The 23,181-nt window shown below is 52.2% G+C and carries 17 protein-coding genes; 9 read left to right on the top strand and 8 right to left on the bottom strand.

Annotated features, from left to right (window positions below; translation table 11 throughout):
* Positions 1–72: 72 nt before the first annotated feature.
* Together KHQ09_RS03360 and ydiJ are read right to left on the bottom strand one after the other, a co-directional pair.
* Positions 73–633, bottom strand: coding sequence for a L,D-transpeptidase family protein (locus tag KHQ09_RS03360; protein ID WP_213596289.1), 561 nt, complete (start codon positions 631–633; stop codon positions 73–75).
* 24 nt (positions 634–657) lie between these two features.
* Positions 658–3,705: a D-2-hydroxyglutarate dehydrogenase YdiJ gene (gene ydiJ / locus KHQ09_RS03355; protein ID WP_213596287.1), complete on the bottom strand. Its 3,048-nt coding sequence runs from the start codon at positions 3,703–3,705 to the stop codon at positions 658–660.
* A 244-nt stretch (positions 3,706–3,949) separates the two neighbouring features.
* Between ydiJ and KHQ09_RS03350 the strand changes: the two genes are divergently transcribed.
* Positions 3,950–4,345, top strand: a complete 396-nt coding sequence (locus KHQ09_RS03350) for a VOC family protein (protein ID WP_022710320.1) — start codon at positions 3,950–3,952, stop codon at positions 4,343–4,345.
* 124 nt (positions 4,346–4,469) lie between these two features.
* Entirely contained in the window at positions 4,470–4,865 is a 396-nt protein-coding gene (locus tag KHQ09_RS03345) for a c-type cytochrome (RefSeq protein WP_075654138.1), read from the top strand.
* Between the two features lie 91 nt (positions 4,866–4,956).
* Here KHQ09_RS03345 and KHQ09_RS03340 read toward each other — a convergent pair whose 3' ends face one another.
* Positions 4,957–7,998 carry an aminotransferase class III-fold pyridoxal phosphate-dependent enzyme gene (locus KHQ09_RS03340; RefSeq protein ID WP_213596285.1) on the bottom strand — a complete coding sequence of 1,014 codons (3,042 nt, stop codon included), beginning with the start codon at positions 7,996–7,998 and terminating at the stop codon, positions 4,957–4,959.
* 185 nt (positions 7,999–8,183) lie between these two features.
* On the opposite strand from KHQ09_RS03340, the gene KHQ09_RS03335 reads away from it, so the two are divergent.
* Positions 8,184–8,621, top strand: coding sequence for an Lrp/AsnC family transcriptional regulator (locus KHQ09_RS03335; protein ID WP_028233479.1), 438 nt, complete (start codon positions 8,184–8,186; stop codon positions 8,619–8,621).
* 30 nt (positions 8,622–8,651) lie between these two features.
* Positions 8,652–9,599 carry an XdhC family protein gene (locus KHQ09_RS03330; protein ID WP_213596283.1) on the top strand — a complete coding sequence of 316 codons (948 nt, stop codon included), beginning with the start codon at positions 8,652–8,654 and terminating at the stop codon, positions 9,597–9,599.
* Positions 9,600–9,610: 11 nt separating this feature from the next.
* Here the strand turns inward: KHQ09_RS03330 and KHQ09_RS03325 are convergent, their stop codons facing one another.
* Positions 9,611–10,282, bottom strand: a complete 672-nt coding sequence (locus tag KHQ09_RS03325) for an HAD-IA family hydrolase (protein ID WP_238481552.1) — start codon at positions 10,280–10,282, stop codon at positions 9,611–9,613.
* Between the two features lie 853 nt (positions 10,283–11,135).
* Between KHQ09_RS03325 and KHQ09_RS03320 the strand changes: the two genes are divergently transcribed.
* Positions 11,136–11,303, top strand: a complete 168-nt coding sequence (locus tag KHQ09_RS03320; RefSeq protein ID WP_022712226.1) for a hypothetical protein — start codon at positions 11,136–11,138, stop codon at positions 11,301–11,303.
* A 197-nt stretch (positions 11,304–11,500) separates the two neighbouring features.
* On the opposite strand, the gene KHQ09_RS03315 is transcribed toward KHQ09_RS03320, so the two are convergent.
* Positions 11,501–12,904, bottom strand: a complete 1,404-nt coding sequence (locus KHQ09_RS03315; protein ID WP_213596281.1) for a pyridoxal-phosphate dependent enzyme — start codon at positions 12,902–12,904, stop codon at positions 11,501–11,503.
* Between the two features lie 934 nt (positions 12,905–13,838).
* On the opposite strand from KHQ09_RS03315, the gene KHQ09_RS03310 reads away from it, so the two are divergent.
* Positions 13,839–15,575, top strand: a complete 1,737-nt coding sequence (locus KHQ09_RS03310) for a long-chain fatty acid--CoA ligase (RefSeq protein ID WP_420801463.1) — start codon at positions 13,839–13,841, stop codon at positions 15,573–15,575.
* Positions 15,576–15,681: 106 nt separating this feature from the next.
* Here the strand turns inward: KHQ09_RS03310 and KHQ09_RS03305 are convergent, their stop codons facing one another.
* The 3 genes from KHQ09_RS03305 to pgi form a co-directional block, all read right to left on the bottom strand.
* The gene (locus KHQ09_RS03305) at positions 15,682–16,422 is read right to left on the bottom strand and encodes an HAD family hydrolase (RefSeq protein WP_213596276.1); all 741 of its coding nucleotides are present in this window, start codon (positions 16,420–16,422) and stop codon (positions 15,682–15,684) included.
* Complete coding sequence (locus KHQ09_RS03300; protein ID WP_213596274.1) at positions 16,422–17,483, bottom strand: succinylglutamate desuccinylase/aspartoacylase family protein; 1,062 nt, start codon at positions 17,481–17,483, stop codon at positions 16,422–16,424. Before KHQ09_RS03300 ends, KHQ09_RS03305 begins: the two co-directional genes overlap by 1 nt.
* Before the next feature lie 144 nt (positions 17,484–17,627).
* Complete coding sequence (pgi, locus tag KHQ09_RS03295) at positions 17,628–19,280, bottom strand: glucose-6-phosphate isomerase (protein WP_213596272.1); 1,653 nt, start codon at positions 19,278–19,280, stop codon at positions 17,628–17,630.
* Positions 19,281–19,479: 199 nt separating this feature from the next.
* Between pgi and KHQ09_RS03290 the strand changes: the two genes are divergently transcribed.
* From KHQ09_RS03290 to preA, 3 genes are all read left to right on the top strand, one after another.
* Positions 19,480–19,944, top strand: coding sequence for an SRPBCC family protein (locus tag KHQ09_RS03290; protein WP_022710560.1), 465 nt, complete (start codon positions 19,480–19,482; stop codon positions 19,942–19,944).
* Positions 19,945–20,299: 355 nt separating this feature from the next.
* The gene (locus KHQ09_RS03285) at positions 20,300–21,790 is read left to right on the top strand and encodes an NAD(P)-dependent oxidoreductase (protein ID WP_213596270.1); all 1,491 of its coding nucleotides are present in this window, start codon (positions 20,300–20,302) and stop codon (positions 21,788–21,790) included.
* 1 nt (position 21,791) lies between these two features.
* Positions 21,792–23,105, top strand: coding sequence for an NAD-dependent dihydropyrimidine dehydrogenase subunit PreA (gene preA / locus KHQ09_RS03280; RefSeq protein WP_213596268.1), 1,314 nt, complete (start codon positions 21,792–21,794; stop codon positions 23,103–23,105).
* Positions 23,106–23,181: the final 76 nt, after the last annotated feature.

Here is a 23,181-nt window from a genome sequence, read left to right as displayed (position 1 = left end):
AATCCGATTTTCAGCCGAAAAAAGGCATATTTTGAACATGATTGCTTTTTCAAAAGCGGATTTCAGCGCCCGTTATTCATAAAGGGAGATCGGCGTACCATTCGGCACCAGCGACCAGATCTCCCGCATCTCGCTGTTTGTCACCGCCACACAGCCATCCGTCCAGTCCCAGAGATGATGGATCGCTCCGAGAGCACTCCAGCCATTCGGCAGACCATGGATCATAATATTGCCGCCCGGAGATATATTCGCCTCTTTGGCTTTGGCTGCATCCTGCTCATTGGGATAGGAAATATGCAGACTGAGATGTGCCATGGAACGCGGATTGCGCCAGTCGATCACATAATTACCGACCGGTGTTTTCTGATCGCCTTCCTGTAATTTATGACCTTCCGGTGCGCCTCCCAATGCAATGCGATAGATGCGTAAGACTTCATCACCGCGCAGTAATTGCAGTTCACGCGCGCTTTTACGCACGATGATTTTATCCGCCTGCTGTTCAACAGCTGCCATTGCTGGCGCTGTGCCGGAAGCAAAACGTCCCAGCACTTTTGTATAAGCGAAACCTGCAACCGGCACGGTCAGAGCGAGCCCTAACAGAACGGCTAAAGTTTTTCTGCGCTTTGAGCTCATAGCACCCGTTTGCAAACTTTAAGATCAGGAAGCAATCAATTGCTTCAGAACCTGCAAAGGATGCTGAATTTGCGTCTTTTCCATGATCTCAACCTGCGAACGGCAGGAAAAACCTGTGGCCATCACGATTTGCTCGCGGCCATGGGTCTGCATTTTCTGTCGCCAGCTCAGATCATAGATATTTTCTGACAGTGCGCGGTTGCGCAATTCATGGCCGAAAGTACCGGCCATACCGCAGCAACCGCTTTCGCCAATCACCATATTGATGCCGAAATGTTTGAAGATCGCTGCCCATGCCGCAATTGTCGGCGTGGCATTGGTCTTCTCAGTACAATGCGGCAGCAGCATATAATTCTGTGCGGCACGCTCGAGCGATGGCTTAATATCGGATGCAATCTGCCCCAGATGCTGCGCCAGCCATTCCTGCGGCAGCTTCACATCCGGCACGGTTTCATTTGGCAGCGCAGAGCGATATTCACTGCGATAGGTCAGCGTCATCGACGGATCAAGTCCGACCAGCGGCACACCGCTTTTGGCAAGGCTGTTGAGATACAGACTGGTATTGCGTGCCGTGCGGGTAAAGGACTTCAGATAGCCATGCACATGCTGCGCTTTACCATTTGGCTTCAGTTCAGCCAGATAAGGTGTGAAGCCAAGCACCTTCAGCAAATCCAGCACATCCAGCAGCAATTGTGTATCGAAGAAACTCGTGAAACTGTCCTGTACCAGAATAACCGCTTTGGCTTTCTGCTCTGCGCTCAGATTGTTCAGCACATTTGCATCCGCCATCTGAATATTGCGGGCGCGCAGTTCTTTTGTCAGGCTCACATCGCTCAGTGACGGCAAAGCTGTGAGGCCAACCTGTTTCATACCCCAGCGGCCAAGACCACTACCCATCACACCATTATAAAGCCTGCCGGTTTTGGCAACCAGCGGCATCATATGTTCAATCGAGGCAATCAGCGGATCTTTCAGCGGACGCAGATAGCGGCTGTAGTAAAGCTCAAGGAATTTGGAGCGGAAGGCCGGAACATTGACCTTGACCGGACATTGCCCTGCACAGGCCTTACAGGCCAAACAGGTATCCATTGCATCGCGCACCTGATGGGAAAAGTCATCGCGATTTTTAGAACCGAGACTGTTGCCGATGCGGCCAAGTAAACCGCTCCACAGCGGTTTATTCCGCAGCGCCTGTGCCGAGCGGCGCGGATCAATGCCCTTTTCGCTCAGCAGGCGCAGCCATTCGCGGATCAGTGAAGCGCGGCCTTTCGGAGAATAACGCCGGTCGCCGCTGCCTTTAAAAGACGGGCACATCGCGGAATCTGTGTTGAAATCAAAACAGGCACCGTTGCCGTTGCAATAAGGCGCATTGTCATAAGCATTGCGCACATCTGCAGGGATGATCCGGTCTTTCTGACCGCGGAAGGCCAGCTCGTCAATCTTTGTCAGCGGCTCATCATCCGGCGTGGCAATCTTACCGGCATTGAGCTGATTATAGGGATCAAAAGCCGCTTTAATACGCTGCAATTGCGGATAAAGCGGGCCGAAAAACTCCGGCACATATTCTGAGCGCACGCCCTTACCATGCTCGCCCCACAAAACGCCGCCATATTTGAGCGTCAATGCCACCACCGCATCAGAGATACGGCGGATCATTACTTCCTGCGCAGGATCGGACAGATCAAGAGCGGGACGCACATGCAGCACGCCGGCATCGACATGGCCGAACATGCCGTAATCCAGCCCTTCACCATCGAGAAGCGCACGAAATTCAAGAATATAATCAGCCAGATTTTCCGGCGGTACCGCCGTATCTTCTACAAATGCCACCGGACGGCGCGCGCCTTCGACATTGCCAAGCAAACCAACCGCGCGTTTGCGCATTGTCCAGATGGCTTCAATATCATCCGGTTTTTCTGTGGTGGTAAAACCGTGACGGCCGCTTTGCGGAGAATCCGCCAGAGACTGACTGACAAAACGGATTTTCTCTGCCAGTTCGTCAGCGCTATCGGCCAGCACTTCGGCAATGTTGATACCGTCTGTGCGCTTGCCTTCCTCTGACGGAAAATAATCCGCAATCCGGTTCCAGATAATATCGCCACGCGCCAGTGACAGCACCTTAGCGTCCACCGTTTCAACCGATGCTACCTGCAATCCGGTGAGGAAACGGGCATCGCGCAGCGCGGTGTTGAAGTCATCATAGCGGATATTGATCAGCGCAGCGAACCGCGGGATCGGCAGCAGATTGAGATCAGCCTCAGCAATCAGTGCCAATGTTCCTTCAGCTCCGCAAAGCAGAGAATTGAGATTAAGCCCGCCGTCGCTCTCGCGTAAATGTGCCAGATCATAACCGGTCAGAAAGCGGTTGAGCTTTGGGAAGGTCTGATTGATCAGATCGCGATTATCACGCTCGATCTCATCCACCAGCCGATAGATTGCACCGCTGCGGGTATCCGGCTTTTGCAGGTCTTCCAGCTCCGATTTTGAGACCGGTCTGGTGTTCAGCTCACTGCCATCCATCAAAACGGCACGTAAGCCCAAAACATGATTGGAGGTTTTGCCATAAAGGCACGAGCCCTGCCCGCAGGCATCGGTATTGATCATACCGCCGATGGTGGCACGGTTAGATGTTGAAAGCTCCGGCGCGAAAAACAGGCCATAGGGTTTCAACGCTTTGTTGAGCTGATCTTTGACCACACCGCTTTGCACACGGGCAATGCGTTTTTCCGGATCAATCGAGAGAATACGGTTCATATAGCGTGAGGTATCAACCACAACACCGTCGGTCAGCGACTGACCATTGGTGCCGGTGCCGCCACCGCGCATCGCCATTTTCAGATGCCGGAATTCTTGCCTTTGGAGAAGCTGCGCAATCTGCTGCAAATCCTCAAATCCACGCGGATAGATCACACCCTGCGGACGCACCTGATAAACGGAGTTGTCGGTTGCATAAACGGTGGTCGTGGCCGCGCTGAATTCAATATCACCGCCAAAGCTGCTCAGCCGCAACGCATCGTAAAAATCCAACGGCTCCGGTTTTGCCAGAACGTCTGCCTGCAGGAATGGTATCACGCAATTCTCTCCGCATTTGCCGGTTGCATCGCGCCGCAAGCAACCCGTCTTTCGCAAATGTCATAGCGTTTTCAGCCGCTCTTTCCAATCATGCGCAGCCGTCTACTTTGTCACGCATTGGCATGAAGTCATGCGAATTATCTTATATAGCTTTATTCTGCGGCATTGAGCTGGCCGTTAAACGGGACAAACAGGGCAGAATCTGCAAGAAAGCCTGTTCCAAACTCTCATAACCGGTGCTCCTATGGCAAAAAACATCCACTCCATGATCCGCGTGCTTGATGAAGCCCGCTCCCTTGCATTCTACAAAACCGCCTTTGGCTTGGAGATTGCAGACCGTCTTGATTTTCAGGCTTTCACGCTTGTTTACCTGAGCAATGCGGAAAGCGAATTTGAACTTGAACTCACGATCAACAAAGACCGCACTGAACCCTATAATCTGGGTGACGGCTACGGCCATCTCGCTGTTTCAGTGTCTGACCTTGATGCGGAACATGCCCGTCTTGAACAAGCCGGTCTCAATCCGGGCAAGCTGATTGAATTCAAACCGGATGGTGTGCTGGTCGGCCGTTTCTTCTTCATTACCGATCCGGACGGTTACAAGATCGAGGTTTTGCAGCGCGGCGGCCGTTTCAAATAAATATGAAACGCTTGGCATGAGCCTCCCTGTATAGCTTTGTCGCAGCGACGCTAACACCAGCCTTGCTGCGGCAAAATTCAGCTAAAATCCAGCGCAGATACAATGATTTAATCAAGGTGTAATTATGCGCATGTCTGCCAAAATGATTATTGGTCTCTCTCTTCTCTCAGGCCTCGCTGTAACCTATCCGGCATTTGCCGAAGGTGATGCTGATAAAGGCAAAAAAGTTTTTGCAAAATGCATGGCCTGTCACACAATTGAAGAAGAGAAAAACCGCGTCGGCCCGCATCTGGTAAATATTCTTGACCGTAAAACCGCAACAGTTGAAGGGTTTAAATATTCTCCGGCCATGATCAAAGCCGGTGAAGAGGGCATGGTCTGGGATGAAGCAACTCTGACTTCTTATCTCACCGCGCCAAAACAATTTATTCCCGGTAATAAAATGATCTTTGTCGGGCTGAAAAAGCCGGAAGATATCAGCAATCTGATTGCCTATATCCGCTCCAAATCAGCACAATAAAACAAAAGGCCGGTGAAACTCACCGGCCTTTTGTTTATTTGACGCGTATCTTGTCCGAAAACCGCTTCACACTTTTCGGGATACGCTCGGTTTATTTCTTCGTCACTTCTGCGAAAGCCTCATCCAGAACATTCAGCAGATGATCAGCATTAGCCTTGCTGAAGATCATTGGCGGGCGCATTTTCAGCACATTATCAAACGGGCCTTCTGTTCCCATCAAAATACCGCGACGACGGGCGACATTGCACACGGCGCGCGCAATGTTGGTAGCCGGTTCTTTGGTGTAGCGGTCATTGACCAGTTCAATGCCAAGGAACAGGCCAAGGCCGCGCACATCGCCGATCACTTCATAATGGTTCTGCATCTCACGGAAAGAATCCATCAGATAATTGCCGATTGTCAGCGCATTACCACGTAGGTTCTGGCTCTCAATCACATCCAGAACCGCAAGACCAACGGCACAGGACACCGGATTACCGCCAAATGTGTTGAAATATTCCATGCCATTATTGAAGCTGTCAGCGATTTCACGGGTAGTGACCATCGCTGCCATCGGATGACCGTCACCGATCGGCTTGCCCATGGTCACGATATCCGGTGTCACATCCTGCGTTTCAAACGCCCACCAATGGCTGCCGACACGGCCAAAACCTACCTGCACTTCATCAGCGATACAGATACCACCGGCATCGCGGATCATCTTATAGACTTCTTTGAGATAGCCATCCGGCATGAAGACCTGTCCGGCAACACTCGGAATGGATTCAGCAATGAAGAAGCCCGGCCCTTCACCCTTGGCCTGCATGAGCGTAATCTGTTCGGCCACGCTTTCCGCATAGAGCTTGGCGTGATCTTCCGGTGCCCAGTCTTTTGGTGCGCGATAGCTGTCCGGCACTTTTGCCACATAAACATGAGGCTTGGCACCCTTGCCACCCTTGCGGTTGAATTTATACGGGCTGATATCAATCAGCTCCTGCGTCGTGCCGTGATAGGACCAGTCGAGCACAACCGCATTTTCACGTCCCGTATGCACACGCATCATGCGCAGTGCCAGACTATTGGCCTCGGAACCGCTATTGGTGAAACCGGCAACGGTGAGATTATCCGGCAAAGTGGCGGTCAGGCGCTCTGCATAGGCAACAATATTATCATGCAGATAACGGGTATTGGTGTTGAGCGTTGAGGCTTGTTTGGCCATAGCTTCCACCACTGCCGGATGGGCATGACCGATATGGCAGACATTGTTAAAGCAATCGAGATAGGCACGGCCTTTATGGTCAATCAGCCAAACGCCGTCACCGCGCACAAATTTTATCGGATCTTCATAGGAGATCGACAGGTTCGGCAGCAACATCTCGCGGCGCATCGCCACGATTTCTTCTTTGCTGCGGCCTGACTGCTGATAGAACTCTTCGGCCATACCGGCGAAATTGCGGGCATCAGGGAACAGCTCTGCCCAGACATCGAGATAGGTTTCTTCACCCACGCCGATAATATCCATCGCAGTCAGGCGGGTATCGGTACAAATCTGCAAATGCAGATGCGGTGCCCAATGGCCGTTTTCGGTTTCATCGCCCATGTAAGCGACAAGATCACCAGCCTTCAGAATATCGCCTGCTTTGAGACGATTGCCTGCTTCATGCGCCAGATGCCCCCAGAGCGAAATGAATGGCGCACAACCTTCTGGGCGATGTTCCAGTGTAATCAGGCAACCATAGCCCAGCGGATCCGGCTCAATATCCACGCTACGGACAATCGCATCAAGCGGCGTATAAAGAGGCGTGCCGGAAGCCATGAACAGATCAAGCCCCAGATGATAGGTACGGCGTTTGCCCTTCACAAGTTTGGATTCAAACATCGTACCGGCATAGACGGTGCGTTCCTCACCCCAAGGACCGATGCCGACTTCCGTGCCGGTGACAGCGCAATGTTCTTCCCACATTGCCTGTGCAATAACCGGTTGTTCTTCTGCCGATTTGATGGTCATCGGATGGGTCGGATCACCGTAAGGCACCAGTTCCGCCGGATAGGCAGCCACCGGCTTATCCAGTAACGGCAAGAGCTTTGAACGGTTATTCTTCAGCCAGTTGACCGTTGCCGATGCACCGGAAACCGCATCAAAGCCACAGGCCTTACGCAGGATTGCCGTTGCAAACAGCGGTTCCATCCGGTCGAGCTTGCGCAGGAAATCCCATGCCGGTTTTTCACTGATAGCCAGATACGGATTGTCTTCAGCTTCCGCATGACGCGAGGCGGAAATCGTGACCGAAGTTACCAGACGCATAGCGATCAGATCATAGAGCAGGTTCAGTTCTTCTTCACGCAGCGGGTAATATTTGTGGAAGCCTTTGGCGATAGCAGCGGCGGCGCTGATTGGTGCATCATGATCCAATCCAGCATAGGCAGCTGCGATCGCAACTTCCGCAATCACCGGCGTATAAAGTGCATCGCCGAAATCAATCAGACCGGCAATCACATCATGATTGTCATTGCCGACAAGCACATTCCAATCATTGGCATCATTATGTATCACTCCGGAGCGAAGTGTGCCAAGCTTTGGTGCGACCTGTGTTTCAAAACGGGCAATGAAACGTTCCAGCAAAGCGCGGTCATCAGCATTTTTCACAAAATGCAGACGGTCTTTCGAGCGGCCTGCATTTGTCATATCCCAGTCGAGATCGCGCAAAGCACCGGCATGCATGAAGCCCTGCAAAGCCGCATCAAACTGGCCGAGTAATTCGCCAAGACCTTCCAAAGCCTGCAATGAGCGCGCGGATTCTGCCAGCGGCAGACCATCAACCCAACCGACTAAGCGGATATTATGCACATCGCCATTGACGGAAAGCGTATCGGCGAGGCTGTCGCCTTTGAGCGTCGGCACGATATGCGGCACCGGCAGGTGACCGGCATGGTCACGGATGTGGTTGAGCAATGCAGTCTGGAAACGGCTTTCCACCACCGGTTCGGATGCATTGATAATCTTCAGAATGAAGATTTTACCGTCTGCTGTCACGACCTTGTAATTCTGGTCGCGCTCGCTGTTGAGCGGCGACAGATCACCGCTCAGGCCATAATGAGTCTTGAGCAGAGAAGCGGCATCGGTGAGTGAATATTGCGGCGCGGTATCAAGCATGGTTGTTCCGTTTCATGAGCCTGCCTTTGAGACAAGCGTTGCATCTTATGCGGACAGATTTGCACAGCATAAAAAGATGCGCATCAGACAAAGTGCCGGTTGCACCGGCACTTTGTTTCAAGTAACCGTCACTTTGCCGGTGAGGTTTTTCATCGTAAAAACCATGCAGTTTCAGAGGGGAAATGATGCAGGATATTGACGCTACGGATCAGAAAATTCTGACCATTCTGTCTCAGGAAGCCCGCATTCCGATGAAGACCCTTGCAGGGCGTGTCGGCCTGTCCCGCAGCGCAACCAGCGAGCGCGTTGCACGCCTTGAGAAGAATGGTGTGATCCGCGGCTACCGCGCCGATATCGGCCTGCTGGATGATGCGGCCTTACAGGCTTTTCTGATGATTACGCTGAAACGCACACCGAGTATTTCCATTCTCGATATTCTCGCCGGATTACCGGCCGTACGCAAAGTCTCGTCGGTCAGCGGCCAGCTTGATCTGGTGGTGGAAGTAGAAGTAGCATCCATCAACGCATTGAACGAAATCCGTAATAAAATTGCTGAAATAGAGAATGTGGAAGACCTGACCACCAGTATCGTGCTGCGCCGCGAAATCCTGCGCGATAAATAAAGTTTCTGCCCTGACAGGAGGATACTCTCCATGGAAAAACCTACCGTCAATCCGCTGCATATTGCGCAGAACTGGTTTGAACAGGGGCGTAAACTGGCTCTGGTTACCGTGCTTTCTGTCTGGGGTTCTGCACCGCGCCCTGCGGGCAGTCATCTGATCTGCGATGATCAGGGTAATTTTGAAGGATCAGTCTCCGGCGGCTGCATTGAGGCGGAAGTGATTGCACAAGCCTTAGACGTACTGGTAACCGGACAAGCCCATGATCTGTCTTTTGGTATCAGCGATGAAACCGCTTGGTCCGCAGGATTATCCTGCGGCGGTACGATCCGGCTGCTGATTGCTCCCTATGATGCAGCGATGCATGAGATGGTGACACAGATCGTGCAGGCGCAACACGACCGGCGGCGCATTACCAGCCGCACAGATTTGACAAGCGGGCAGATTACCATCCTGCCCGCACCGGATAATGCCAAAATCACGCAACTGGATGAAACCGGCTTTATTCAGACTTACCGCCCGCAACCGCATATTGTGGTGACCGGTGCCGTACATATCGCTCAGGCGCTGGCACAAATGGCACGTATAACCGGTTATGATCTGAGTATCATTGATCCGCGCAGCGGCTTTGCCACGGCGGAACGTTTCCCGTCTATCAATTTACACGAAATATGGCCGGAAGAATTTTTCAAAACCAATCAGCCGGACAGTTTTACAGCGATTGTAGCGCTCAGCCATATTCCGCATCTCGACGATGCGGCACTCACTGCCGCTCTGAAAAGCGATTGCTTCTATATCGGTGCTTTGGGCAGCCGAAAAACTCATGCCAAACGACTGGAGCGTTTAACAGCAGCAGGGTTTGAAGCGACAAATTTAGAGCGTATTCATGCGCCGATCGGATTAGCGATCAGCGCACAGGAACCGACAGAGATTGCCGTGGCCATTCTGGCAGAGATTATTCAGGCCTATCGCAAGGCCTGAATTGTAAACACTTAGCCGACGCTCAGGCGCAAACGTCCGTCGCCGTCCTGCATGATGCCTAAATTGATAAAGTCGCGGAACTCAACATTGCCGCCTGTCACCACGTGACTGTGGGTTTCGCTGATCACCACAACATCAGAATCAGCCGCTTTACCCGCAGCAATACCGGCCGGTGCATCTTCAAAAACCAGACAATCAGCAGCATCAAAGCCAAGACGCTGCGCACCAAGACGATAACCGGACGGATCAGGTTTGCCAGCACTCACATCTTCCGCCACGACGATGGTTTCCGGCACTGGCAGACCGGCCGCAGCCAGACGCGCTTCCGCCAGTTCTCGCGGCGCGGACGTGACAATCGTCCAGCGGTCAGCAGGCAGACTGGCGATAAAATCTTTTGCACCGGCAATAGCGCGAATACCGGCAAAGTCCTGCATTTCTTCAGCCAGAAAAGCGGCTGCAATCGCTGCCGGATCAAGATGAGGCATATTCAGCATTTTGATAACGTCAACAACGCGGATGCCATGTACTTTTTTGAGCAGTTCCGGCCCGTCTACCCCGTGTTCCGCAGCCCATTCCAGCCAGATCCGCTCTACAACCGGAATGGAATTGACCAATGTTCCGTCCATATCAAACAGGAAACCGGAATAGGAATTCAGAAATACAGAATTATCGCGCTGCTTCACTTTCAGGTCCTTTTTAGCCAAGGGATAAACGGGGCAAACAAACAGACAAAGCTCATAGAACTCCTGCCCTCTACAAATATCATGCTTTGCAGGAGCAGGTAGCGCACTATTACACCATATTGTTACAAAACAAACATTTATAATGTTTTGATCGCAACAAAATAACGAATAGTGATTTTCGCGCCGAGAATATAGCCCGAACGCTGAATACGGAAATGAATTTAATCGATTTGGAAAAAGAAAAAGGCCGCGCGGGGGAGGAGATGCGCGGCCTGATTATGGATGCGGTTGGGAGGAGGAGTACCGCATTCCGTCATCGGGTCCAATTGGGAGGAGGAGAACGAACCCGATGGACAGACATATAGCGGCAGATAAAAAAACCGACAATAAACAATAATGCATAACAGTCATGCAGCATTGCAAGGCAGAGTGAAGCCGCTATGCGTAACACGCACGAAAGAACTGCAGCAGCGACAACAGGCTGCAATAACATGATGAAAACCAGTGCCGGTTAACCCGACTCAGTTTGCAGTGATTTTGTCCGGCTTCACGGGATTTTTGAGACTACAAATCGTACTGAAATCTCATATTTATCGAAACATTCAGCAATTATTGAAATTACAGATACTTCAAAAAATACAGTATAAAAGTAAAATTTATAAAAATCATAGAGTTAAAATCAATATTTATAAAATTACATGTCGAGAAATATCATATTTTTAAAACCAGCAGTAACAGAAAACAGCTAATACCATCATTTTCGTGCAATTCAAATCTTTTTATATTCAGTATTGCAGTATTTCTCATTCAGATCATAATAAATCCATTAAGAAGATATCGGAGGAGACCCGCAATGTATGATGGTGTACCCGCTCAATGGCAAAAGCCTGCCGATCAGATGAGAAACCGCACCGATGATGCGGCCTATGTATTTCTGGGAATTTTTCTGGCCGGTCTGGCTGTCCCGGCTGCATTTCTTATCTGGGCAATTGCGACAAGCCTGACATCAGTCTTCGGCTGAAACAGCAGAAAAGGAGCCCTCCGGCACCCGAAATCCAATCCTGCATTTTCCGGCAGTCATATCTGTATAAGAACAGCTAAAAAAGATGCGCTTTGTGCCCCTTGCCTCAATCGATGCAATTGTGCGGCATTGAAAGCCGAAGCTGACCGGAAAAGACTGAAACGGCCATATGCACCTTGCAGCATATGGCCGTTTTTTTATGCATCACGCGTATTTTTACCGGCATAGCGTAAATGATTAATCAGATCGATACGGGTGATAAGCCCGATAAAATCCGCACCATTCACAATCAGCGCCACTTCATCACGGTCAAAGAAACTCTGCAACGCACTCAATGGTGCGTCCACCTGTAAGACACGCGGTTGCGGGGTCATTGCCGATGAAACCTGAACCGCAAAGCGCGACCAGCGCCCTTCCGGCGGGCCCTCCACGGCCTTCAAGATGTCGCTTTCATCAATAATTCCGACAAGCCTGCCACCATCCAGCACAGGTAATTGCGAAACAGCATTGCGCCGCATCCGCCCATAGGCCTCAAGCAGATTTTCATCCGGTGCGGTTACTTCCACCGCACCATCCTGATGGCGCCGCGAGATCAGATCCTCCAGATTGCCCTGCACTGCGCGCTCACTCAGATGCCGCTCGCGCAGCCAGTTATCATCAAACATTTTTGACAAGTATTTGGAGCCGCTGTCACAAATCAGCGTCACCACATTTTTGGGCTCTGTCTGCTCGCGGCAATATTGCAGAGCCGCTGCCAGCAAAGTACCGGACGATGCTCCGGCCAGAATGCCCTCACGCAAAAGCAAATCGCGGGCAGCCTGAACAGATTGCCGGTCGGACATTGTATAAGCACGGCTGACAAAAGAGAGATCAGCATTCGCAGGGATGTAATCCTGCCCTATCCCCTCCACCGACCATTGACCGGCTTGTGCCAACTGCCCTGTCGCGATAAATGGCGCCAGAACCGAACCTTCAGGATCAGCAAGTATGATTTGCGTCTGCGGAGCAACTGAGCGGAAATAACGCCCCAGCCCCGTCAGCGTACCGCCGGAGCCTACCCCGACGACGACCGCATCAACCTTATGATCTGTCTGCTCCCAGATTTCCGGCCCTGTTGCGATCTCATGTGCCAGCGGATTGGCAGGATTGGAAAACTGATCGGCAAAAAACGCATCCGGAATTTCCTCTGCGATACGCCGCGCCAGATTTTGATAATGTTCCGGATGGTTCTTATCCACATCAGAACGTGTCAGCCGGACATCTGCCCCTAAAGCCCGTAAATGCCGGATTTTTTCTTTGGACATTTTATCCGGAATAGCCAGTATCAACCGGTAGCCGCGCAGTGCCGCAACCTGCGCAAGGCCAAGCCCTGTATTACCGGCTGTTGCTTCGACAATTGTACCGCCTGCCCGCAACTGACCCGATTGTTCCGCTGCGGAAATAATGCTCAGAGCGACCCTGTCTTTGATGGAACCGGAAGGGTTCTGGCTCTCCAGTTTCGCAAATAAACGGCACGGCCCAGTGTCAAATCCGCTGAGTTCGACAAGCGGTGTCCGGCCGATCAATTGTAAAACTGACGGGAATACACTTGCAAATCGCATTGCGGTGGGCTCCTTTACAGCTCATAATGCTGTGTAAGACCCGATATATCTGCGGATTTATCAAGTCGGCCTATGTCATTGAATCTTTAAAGAGCATAGTGCTTCACCAGCACATCAGAAGACATATTATTTTATCTTACCGTCATTAAGCTAAGATTTTTTACTTATATAAGAGGCTTACAGGTTTGTTGTTTCACACAATATCAAAGACAGAAAAATTATTGCATAAAGAAGACGACGCCCGCAGTGCCGGCTATCCCATGACCGGCCTTGTATTTCATACAGCCAAATCAATCAGACATATTGCCTGATAAAGAATTTACGTTTACGTCAATGGAAAGATCATGTCTGATATTGATATCGGCATAATCTTGGTTAAGTTGTTGGCAGACGGGTTTTAGCGAGGAAGACCCGATACACCGGAAACTTTCCGGAAGCATATGCCGGCACAACAGGAATTCTGGGAGGCAGAATGACACGTTCGAGTGATGGGAATGCCAAGGCCGGTGCAACAAAAAGCGCCGCAAAGAAAACCGGAACCACGGCGGCCAAAACAGCCGCAACAAAGCCGGTCAAAGAATCCGCTCCGAAAAGCACAGCAGCGAAAGCTAAGACAGTGGCAGCCACCAAGGCCGAACCGGCAAAGACTGCAGTAAAAACATCTGCGGCACCGAAAAAATCTCCGGCCAAAAAAACTGCCACACCGGAGGCAACAAACATTGCGGCTCCGACAGTTGCAGAAGCCAAAAAGCCTGCCAAAACAACAACAGCAAAGCCTGCAACCAATACCACGGCAGGAAAGCCTGCCGGCAAAACAAAAACTGCTGCGGTAAAACCGGCAGCAAAAGCAGCGGAAACCAAAACCGCCCCGAAAGCTGGTAGCGCTAAGCCTGCCGCTAAAGCCGCTGCCAAGGTTGCAAAAGCCGAACCGGAAGTGAAAATTGCTGACAAGGCACCGGAACCGGCCGTAGTACCAGTTGCCAAGCCGGTAAAAACAGCCAGCCCTTATGATGCCAAACCATGGCTCAGCAATTATCCGCAAGGGGTAGCGCATGCGCTTGACCCGTCCGCTTATCAATCGATCACCGATCTGATCCTCACATCCTGCAAGAAATATGGCGACCGCCCTGCTTTCACCTGCATGGACAAATCTCTGTCCTATAAAGAGCTGGATGAAAAATCGGCGGCTCTGGCAGCATGGCTGCAATCACGCGGACTGGTCAAAGGCGACCGCGTGGCCGTGATGATGCCGAATGTATTGCAATATCCGGTTGCGATTACCGCTATTTTGCGCGCAGGGCTGGTGGTTGTGAATGTCAATCCGCTCTATACCCCACGCGAGTTGGAACATCAGCTCAATGATGCCGGTGCCAAAGCGATTATTATTCTCGAAAACTTTGCCCATACTCTGGAGAAAGTCCTGCCAAATTCATCGGTCAAGCATGTGGTTGTCGCCTCTATGGGCGATATGCACGGGCTTAAAGGTGCGATTATCAATTTCGTCGTGCGCCGTGTTAAGAAAATGGTGCCTGCATGGAATATTCCGGCACATAACAGCTTTAAATCTGTCCTCGCCAGCGGTGCAAAACTGACATTCAAACCGGTGGTGATTGCACCGGATGATCTGGCTTTTCTGCAATATACAGGCGGCACGACCGGCATTTCCAAAGGTGCCATGCTCATGCACAGCAATATTCTTGCCAATGTGGAGCAAATGCGCCTGTGGCTGGATGTGGCTTTCCAGCATAAAGGCCGGCCGGAGCATATCAATTATATCTGCGCATTGCCGCTCTATCATATTTTTGCCCTGACCGTGAATGCGATGATGGGTATTCAGCAGGGTGCCCGCAATCTGCTTATCCCAAATCCGCGGGATATTCCGGCTTTTGTGAAAGAGCTGCAAAAAGCACCGTTTCATATTTTCCCGGGGCTCAACACTTTGTTCAATGCCCTGATGGAAAATGCAGACTTCCGCAGGCTGGATTTCAAGCCGCTTATCCTCACTCTTGGCGGCGGCATGGCGGTTCAGCGTCCTGTTGCCGAGCGCTGGGAGAAGATGACGGGCTGCCTGATTACTGAAGGTTACGGCCTTTCGGAAACCTCGCCGGTTGCCACGGCCAATGTGCTCAATGCAACGGAATTTTCAGGTACTATCGGCCTGCCGGTACCGGGTTCTGATGTGGCGATCCGTGACGATGACGGCAATGATGTGCCGCTTGGTGAAGTGGGCGAAGTCTGTGTGCGTGGTCCGCAGGTCATGAAAGGCTATTGGAACCGGCCTGAGGAAACAGCCAAGGCTATTTTCCCTGACGGTTTTTTCCGCACCGGTGATATGGGCTTCATGAATGAAGGCGGTTTCACCAAAATTGTGGACCGCAAGAAGGATATGATCCTTGTCTCCGGCTTCAATGTCTATCCGAATGAGATTGAAGAAGTTGCAGCGGAACATCCGGGCGTTGTTGAGGCTGCCGCTATCGGTATTGCCAATGAACATTCCGGCGAAGTGGTAAAGCTGTTTGTGGTGCGCCGCGATCCGGAACTAACCGAAGAGACACTGAAAGCTTTCTGCGCCGAGCGGCTGACCAATTATAAGCGTCCGCGTATAATTGAATTCCGCGACAGTCTGCCGAAAAGCAATGTCGGTAAAATTCTGCGCCGCGAATTGCGCTAGAGCATTTCACAGTCAAGTTGGATCAACTTGATGCCCGTGATAATGAGACTAAACAGAAAAAAGGCCGGTGGAATCACCGGCCTTTAATTTTAAATACAAGCAGACATTACTTTCCGGCCAGATAATCCGGCAAATCCGCAATAGACGGCAGCACAATATCAGCCAGCGGTTCAAGCACTTCACGCGGACTGTTGCCCGTCAGTACACCAACCGCCAGACCCGCTTTGGCCGCTCTGGCACATTCCATATCATGCGGATTGTCGCCAACCATCGCCACCTGCTCCGGTGCCACGCCGACTTCTGCCGCAAAATGCAACAGCGGATCAGCATAAGGTTTGGCACGCGCTGCCGTGTCATAGCCGATAAAGCCGGAAAACAGATCACTGATACCGAGTGCAGCAGCTGTTGCCCGTGCACCGGCCTCAGAATCATTGGTCGCAATGCCTAAGATAAAACCGGCCGCTTTCAAGGTTTGCAGGGTCTGGCTCAATGCTTCAACAGCCACCGCCTGTTTGGCACCTTCCTCAACCCCGTAAATATCATATTCAGCGACGCGTGCACGGCGTTGCTCGTCTGTATCCTGCGGATGCCAGAGTGCAACAATATCCTCAACCGTTCCGGCGGCGATTGCGGAATTGGCGCGGAATTTCTCCGCCTGCCAGTCATAGCCACCGGCATCCAGCAGCGATTTCGCCAAGGCATCATCACCGGCAGCAGAGCGTCTGGCCAGTTCGCAGGAAATGGAAAACCACGTCCTGTTAAAATCAACCAGCGTGCCGTCCTTGTCGAAAAGAATGGCACGGATCGTTTTTTCAGAGCCGGACGGCACTGCTACAGTTGCTGACATTATGCCTCCAGTGAACCGGCAGGTTTGCTTTGTGCCGATGGTTCATCACCGATCAGCTTCATCACATCATCGCCGCGGCGCAGATAGCGCAGGCTGCGATAGGTTAAAACGCGACCGGCCTGCGGTGCGCAGAGTTTGATATCGTGCTCAGGTTCACCCGGCACGGTGACAATCGTTGCCAGCAGATCGCCTTTTTTAACGATATCACCCAGCGCCACATGATACAGCACCATACCGCCCTGCGGCGCACGGATCATTTCCACACGGGAGAAAGGCGCAATCGGGCCGTTAAATGCTTCGCCAAGCTGGCTGGACGCATCTTCCACCACGCCGCGATGCACGAGGAAGCGATAGAGCCCTTCCGCATCAGCCAGACCGGTTGCCGGATCAACATCATTGAGACCACGAAACTCAACGGTTGTTACCGCACGGCGGCGCATATCGCGCTCGCCCTCTTTCATATGCAGCAGCGGATTAACACAGGCCTCTTCAAAAGCCGCGCTAACGGTTGAATCACCGGCGAGAATTGCGGTCGAGCGTAGTGCTGTTGCCAGATCACGCAGATCTTCCGCATAATTTTCATGCACATAGAGATAGTTTTCGCTCTCATCATCACAATGCAGATCGAGCACGATCTCATGTTTCAGCGCCATGCGAACCAGCATTGCCTTGATACGCTTATCGATAGAAACCGGCGCATCAGGCTGCGGCAGTGCAGAAGTGTTGAAATCTTCCAGCAACGGGAAATTGCGATTGAAATTCACACCGGAGAAGAAATCAAAACGACCGAGATGCTGATGGCTCTGCCACTGATTGGAGGCCACAGGATTAGCCTGCGGGACAATCGTGATATCGCCTTTGATACGGCCTTCCTCTTCCGCTTTACGCAGCATCGGAATCAGGAAATGCAGCGCAGCCTGCCCCGGCAATTCAGCACCATGCAATGATGACTGCAAATAAGCCGTCGGCGCGCTTGTATCTGCGCCTTCAAAACGCAGTACACGCATTTCCACCTGAATGCCCGGCACATCACCGGCAAACTGTATATGATCCGTTTTCATAATGTATTCCACCCATTGACCGCCGGACAGGTTTTCCAATCACCTCATTCCGGCGGTTACTCCATAAACCATTATCAACAAACACGAAAAACAGATGCTTGTCACGTATCGGCAAGCAGTTTTCAGTGTATGAGGATCAGGTTTTTACACCTGCGATGCCTGATGCAGATGTGCAATCAGACCCTGTGTGGAGGTATCGCGGCCACCGGCATTTTGTTTTCCGGTAACGACATCCAGCAATTCTGTTGCCAATTCTTTACCAAGCTCCACACCCCATTGGTCAAATGCATTGATACCAAAGAGCTGCGCTTCCACAAAAACACGGTGTTCATAAAGCGCGATCAGACGCCCGAGCGCAAAAGGTGTCAGCTTGTCGTAGAGAATGGTGACCGACGGGCGGTTGCCGGAGAAAACACGATGCGGGGCAATGCGCTCCACGTCCGCTTCCGGCAATTTGCGCGCACGCAGCTGCGCCTGTGCCTCTTCCAGCGTGCGGCCTTTCATCAGCGCCTCGCTCTGGGCAAAACAATTGGCCAGCAGCATCTGATGTTGCTCCAGCAGTTCCGGTTCATGCGTATGCACTGCGATCATAAATTCCAGCGGAATTGTATCGGTTCCCTGATGCAAAAGCTGAAAGAAAGCATGCTGCCCGTTGGTACCGGGTTCACCCCAGACCACAGGACCGGTGACACCGGAAACCGGCGTACCGTCACGCTTCACGCTCTTGCCGTTGGATTCCATATCCAGCTGCTGCAAATAGGCCGGTAAACGCGCCAGATGCTGATCGTAAGGGATAATCGCGCGGCTGCCAAAGCCGCAGATTTCACGATGCCAATAGCCGATCACGCCCAGCATCATCGGCAGATTCTGCTCAAACGACGCGGTGCGGAAATGCTCATCCATTGCATGGGCACCGGCGAGAAATTCTTTAAACCTATGTTCGCCAATCGCCAGCATGACCGGCAAGCCGATGGACGACCACACGGAATAGCGCCCGCCAACCCAATCCCAGAAACCGAAGACCCGCTCCGGCTGGATACCGAAGGCTGCTACTTTATCGAGTGCGGTAGAAACAGCCACGAAATGCGCACCGACAGCCTCTTCCCCCAGAGCATCGGCCACCCATTTACGGGCGGTTTTCGCATTGGTCATAGTTTCAATCGTGGTGAAAGTTTTCGACGCGATGATAATCAGCGTGGTTTCCGGATCGAGACCGCGCAGCGTATCGGCAATATGCGCCGGATCAATATTGGAAACGAAATGCGTATTCGGCCCGTCATGATACGGTGTCAGCGCGAGTGTTGCCATCACCGGTCCGAGGTCTGAACCACCGATACCGATATTCACCACATCGGTGATGGTGCGCCCTGTGGCACCAGCCAGATCACCGGCACGGATTGCCTCACTGAAAAGGCTCATACGATGCAGCACATCCTGCACCTGCGGCACGACATTTTCACCGTCTGTGACAATCACATCATCCGGTTTTGCCCGCAGGGCTACATGGAGAACGGCACGGTTCTCGGTGCTGTTGATCGGCTCGCCGGCAAACATGGCATCGCGCTGGCCTTCGACATTACAGGCCACGGCCAGATCTTTGAGCAATGCCATTGTCTCGTCATTGACACGGCATTTTGACCAGTCGAGCAGTAAATCATCCAGTTTGAGGGAGTAGCGCTCAAAACGCTGCGGATCTGCGGTAAAGGCCTCACGCATATTCTGCTTTTGCGCAACTGTCTGCCAATGTGCTTTCAAGGCTGTCACACCTGCCGCAATTGCCGCCTCATTCCATGCCATGCCAACCACTCCCGGATAAAGAATAACTGCTTCTCAAAGACAACCTATAACACTTTAGATATGAACCGATTGAAGTGTTTTAAGGGCATGATAAATAAAAACAAAATTCAGACGTTGTTTTCTTGTGATTGAAACCGATATCATTAACAAGATAGCGGGTTAAAAATATTCTGCACCACATAAATTTAAAAGGATAGATATGGATCTGACCGGCGAAGAACGCATTCAGGCACCAAGACAGGCTGTTTGGGATGCGATGAATGATGTGGACGTTCTCAAGCCCTGTATTCCGGGTTGCGAGACCTTGGAGCGGCTGTCGGAAACCGACATTCAGGCGGCTATTCTTGTTAATCTCAGCCTCATCAAAATCCGCTTTCACGGCTTGCTGATCCTCTCCAATCTCAACCCGCCATTTTCTTATACGATCAGCGGTGAAGGTCAGGGTTCGATTGCCGGTTTCGCGGCAGGCAGTGCCGATGTGGAACTGATCGAAGAAAGCCCTGATGTGACCATTCTGCGCTATACGATCAATGGCGATGCAGGCGGTAAAATTGCCCAGCTCGGCACCAAGCTGCTCGGCAATACGGCACGCAAAATAGCTGACCGGTTTTTCGCCAATATCGGCGAAGCCGCAGCACAAAATATACGCCAAGGCAGCGCTTAACTCAGGTGTATTTTATGAGTATATTTGTCATATTTTGACCATCTGATAAAAAATTTGACCTTCCGCAAAAATCTGTCATGCTGAGTCTACAGAAGCCAAAAGCACACAAACCAAAAAGTGCTCAGCTCTGACAGATTGCGGAACCGGCGTATAATAAGGGAACCACGCCGCTTCCCCACCATGCAGCAATGAACCAATGCGGGACGCGCATCAACATGCGTTCTGAGACAGCATTTGCATAACCGGATTTTGCTTGGCGCACTTGCGCGAACAGCCGTCCGGCACCTCTGACATTGATTTTAAGCACCAGATCGCTTGTCTTAACTGCGACTGTGCCGGGAGGAGTGACAGGAGCATGAGTGACCAGCATTCGCATGACAGGCACAACAATACAGCAGCGGATATCCGGCCGAACCGCCTTGATAATTATCAGGATGTGTTTGCCGATCTGCATCCACCGCTCGACAAACATGAAGCACTGGTAGAAGCGGACCGCTGCTATTTCTGCTATGATGCACCATGTATGACGGCCTGCCCGACCCATATTGATATTCCGCAATTCATCCGCCAGATCGCAGGCGGCAATCCTCAAGGTGCTGCACGCACGATTTTGAGCGAGAATATTCTCGGCGGTATGTGCGCCCGTGTCTGCCCGACTGAAACTCTGTGCGAAGAAGCCTGCGTGCGTGAAGCGGCAGAAGGCAAGCCCGTACGTATCGGACTATTGCAGCGTCATGCCACCGATCACCTGATGGAAAGCGGTGTTCACCCCTTCACCCGCGCGCCGGTTACCGGCAAAAGCGTGGCGGTCGTCGGTGCAGGACCTGCCGGTCTTGCCTGCGCCCATGCGCTGGCACGCGAAGGCCATACGGTGACGATTTTTGAAGCCCGCCCGAAAGGCGGCGGCCTCAATGAATACGGCATCGCCTCCTATAAAAGCGTCGATAATTTCGCTGCCCGCGAGTTGGAATTCATTCTGAAAATCGGTGGCATAACGATTGAAACCGGCAAAGCGCTGGGCAAAGACATTCAGCTGGATGCCTTACGTTCCGGTTATGATGCCGTGTTTTTGGGGCTTGGCCTTGGCGGCACAAACCGGCTGCATATTGCCGGTGAAGATGCCGAGAATGTGCTGGATGCCGTACGCACCATCGCAGAACTGCGCCAAAGCTCTGACCTTTCCCGCCTGAATATCGGCAACAATATAGTCGTTATCGGCGGCGGTATGACCGCGATTGATATTGCTATCCAGATCAAACGGTTGGGCGCAGAGAACGTGACGCTGGCCTATCGCCGTGACCGCGAACATATGAATGCCAGCCTCTATGAACAGCAACTGGCACAGACCGAAGGCGTGGTGATCCGTGACTGCCTGCAACCGGAGGAAATTCTGCTCAATGATCAGGGGCAGGCCATCGCGATCCGCTTTGCTCACACCGAGCAGCGTGACGGAAAACTGGTTGCAACGGGTGCTACACTCACATTGCCCGCCGACCAGATTTACAAGGCCATCGGCCAAAAACTTGACGGCCAAGGCCTTGGTGCCAGCGGCATGGAAATGAGCGGCGGCCGGATTAAAGTTGATACTGAAAACCGCACCAGTGTGAAAGGCATCTGGGCTGGCGGAGACTGTGTTGCTGGCGGTCAGGATCTTACCGTGGCCTCCGTGCAAGACGGCAAGATCGCGGCGCAATCCATCCATCAGCATCTGATGCAATTGCCGGAAGCCGTGAGCGGCTTTGCCGAGGCCGTGCTGGCAGCCAATCGCAAAGACCTGCCGAGCCTCCATCCGCACGCACCATCGGTGCACAATCACACGACATCATCTTCGGCAAAGGATCACTGACATGGCTGATCTGACCACGAATTTTCTCGGTATCCGTTCACCCAATCCGTTCTGGCTGGCTTCTGCCCCGCCAACCGACAAAGCCTATAATGTGGAACGCGCTTTCAAGGCTGGCTGGGGTGGTGTTGTCTGGAAAACGCTGGGTGCGGAAGGCCCGCCGGTCGTCAATGTCAACGGGCCGCGCTATGGTGCGATCTGGGGTGCCGACCGCCGATTGCTCGGCTTCAACAATATTGAGCTGATTACTGACCGATCTCTGGAAATCAATTTGCGCGAGATGAAAGAGGTGAAAAGCCGCTGGCCTGACCGCGCTCTGATCGCCTCCATCATGGTACCTTGCGAAGAGGAAGCATGGAAGGCCATTCTGCCACGGGTGGAAGAAACCGGTGCCGACGGGATTGAACTGAATTTCGGTTGTCCGCACGGCATGAGCGAGCGCGGCATGGGTGCTGCTGTCGGTCAGGTGCCGGAATATGTGGCCATGGTGGTGAAATGGTGCAAACAATATAGCCGCATGCCGGTTATCACCAAACTCACCCCGAATATCAGCGATATCCGTATGCCTGCGCGGGCTGCTAAAAATGCCGGAACCGATGCGGTATCGCTCATCAATACCATCAATTCCATTGTTTCCATTGATCTCGACAATTTTGCCCCGCAACCAAGCATTGACGGGCGCGGCTCCCATGGCGGCTATTGCGGCCCTGCGGTCAAACCGATTGCGCTCAATATGGTGGCGGAAATTGCCCGCGATCCGGAAACACGCGGATTGCCGATTTCCGGTATCGGCGGCATCACCACATGGCGCGATGCGGCGGAATATATTTCACTCGGTTGCGGTACGGTTCAGGTTTGCACGGCGGCCATGACCTATGGTTTCAAGGTTGTACAAGAAATGATCGACGGTCTGTCCGACTGGATGGACAGCAAAGGCTATCAGTCACTCGATGATTTCCGTGGCCGCGCAACCCCGCAGGTCACCGACTGGCAATATCTCAACCTCAATTACACCACCAAAGCGCGGATCGATCAGGATGCCTGCATCAAATGCGGCCGCTGTCATATTGCCTGTGAGGATACATCCCATCAGGCGATTACTTCGATGGTGGATGGTGTGCGCCATTTTGAGGTGATTGATGAGGAATGTGTCGGTTGCAATCTCTGCGTAAGTGTCTGCCCTGTGCAGGATTGTATCACGATGGAGCAGGTTTCCGGTATTGATCCGCGCACAAAAGAACCAATCAGCCCTGATTATGCCAACTGGACAACCCATCCGAACAATCCGATGGCAAAACACAAACAGGCTGCGGAATAGGGGCGGTAAACGGTGACAGGACAGGCAGTCATCACAGCTCATAAAACAGAGAGCGGCAGAGAATTTTCTGCCGCAA

Origin of the sequence: Pseudochrobactrum algeriensis (assembly GCF_018436245.1) — a bacterium.
In the GTDB taxonomy this organism is placed as follows: Bacteria; Pseudomonadota; Alphaproteobacteria; order Rhizobiales; family Rhizobiaceae; genus Pseudochrobactrum; species Pseudochrobactrum saccharolyticum.
The sequence above is the reverse complement of the archived record's forward strand: the minus strand, read 5'-3'. Positions and strand labels throughout refer to the sequence as shown.

Excerpts from the sequence above, each read along its gene's own strand:
- KHQ09_RS03315 (WP_213596281.1), bottom strand. The coding sequence starts at position 12,904 with ATGCGATTTGCAAGTGTATTCCCGTCAGTTTTACAATTGATCGGCCGG.
- KHQ09_RS03320 (WP_022712226.1), top strand. The coding sequence starts at position 11,136 with ATGTATGATGGTGTACCCGCTCAATGGCAAAAGCCTGCCGATCAGATG.
- KHQ09_RS03360 (WP_213596289.1), bottom strand. The coding sequence starts at position 633 with ATGAGCTCAAAGCGCAGAAAAACTTTAGCCGTTCTGTTAGGGCTCGCT.
- KHQ09_RS03300 (WP_213596274.1), bottom strand. The coding sequence starts at position 17,483 with ATGAAAACGGATCATATACAGTTTGCCGGTGATGTGCCGGGCATTCAG.
- KHQ09_RS03285 (WP_213596270.1), top strand. The coding sequence starts at position 20,300 with ATGAGTGACCAGCATTCGCATGACAGGCACAACAATACAGCAGCGGAT.
- pgi (WP_213596272.1), bottom strand. The coding sequence starts at position 19,280 with ATGGCATGGAATGAGGCGGCAATTGCGGCAGGTGTGACAGCCTTGAAA.
- KHQ09_RS03345 (WP_075654138.1), top strand. The coding sequence starts at position 4,470 with ATGCGCATGTCTGCCAAAATGATTATTGGTCTCTCTCTTCTCTCAGGC.
- KHQ09_RS03340 (WP_213596285.1), bottom strand. The coding sequence starts at position 7,998 with ATGCTTGATACCGCGCCGCAATATTCACTCACCGATGCCGCTTCTCTG.
- KHQ09_RS03305 (WP_213596276.1), bottom strand. The coding sequence starts at position 16,422 with ATGTCAGCAACTGTAGCAGTGCCGTCCGGCTCTGAAAAAACGATCCGT.
- KHQ09_RS03335 (WP_028233479.1), top strand. The coding sequence starts at position 8,184 with ATGCAGGATATTGACGCTACGGATCAGAAAATTCTGACCATTCTGTCT.
- KHQ09_RS03350 (WP_022710320.1), top strand. The coding sequence starts at position 3,950 with ATGGCAAAAAACATCCACTCCATGATCCGCGTGCTTGATGAAGCCCGC.
- KHQ09_RS03290 (WP_022710560.1), top strand. The coding sequence starts at position 19,480 with ATGGATCTGACCGGCGAAGAACGCATTCAGGCACCAAGACAGGCTGTT.
- KHQ09_RS03330 (WP_213596283.1), top strand. The coding sequence starts at position 8,652 with ATGGAAAAACCTACCGTCAATCCGCTGCATATTGCGCAGAACTGGTTT.
- preA (WP_213596268.1), top strand. The coding sequence starts at position 21,792 with ATGGCTGATCTGACCACGAATTTTCTCGGTATCCGTTCACCCAATCCG.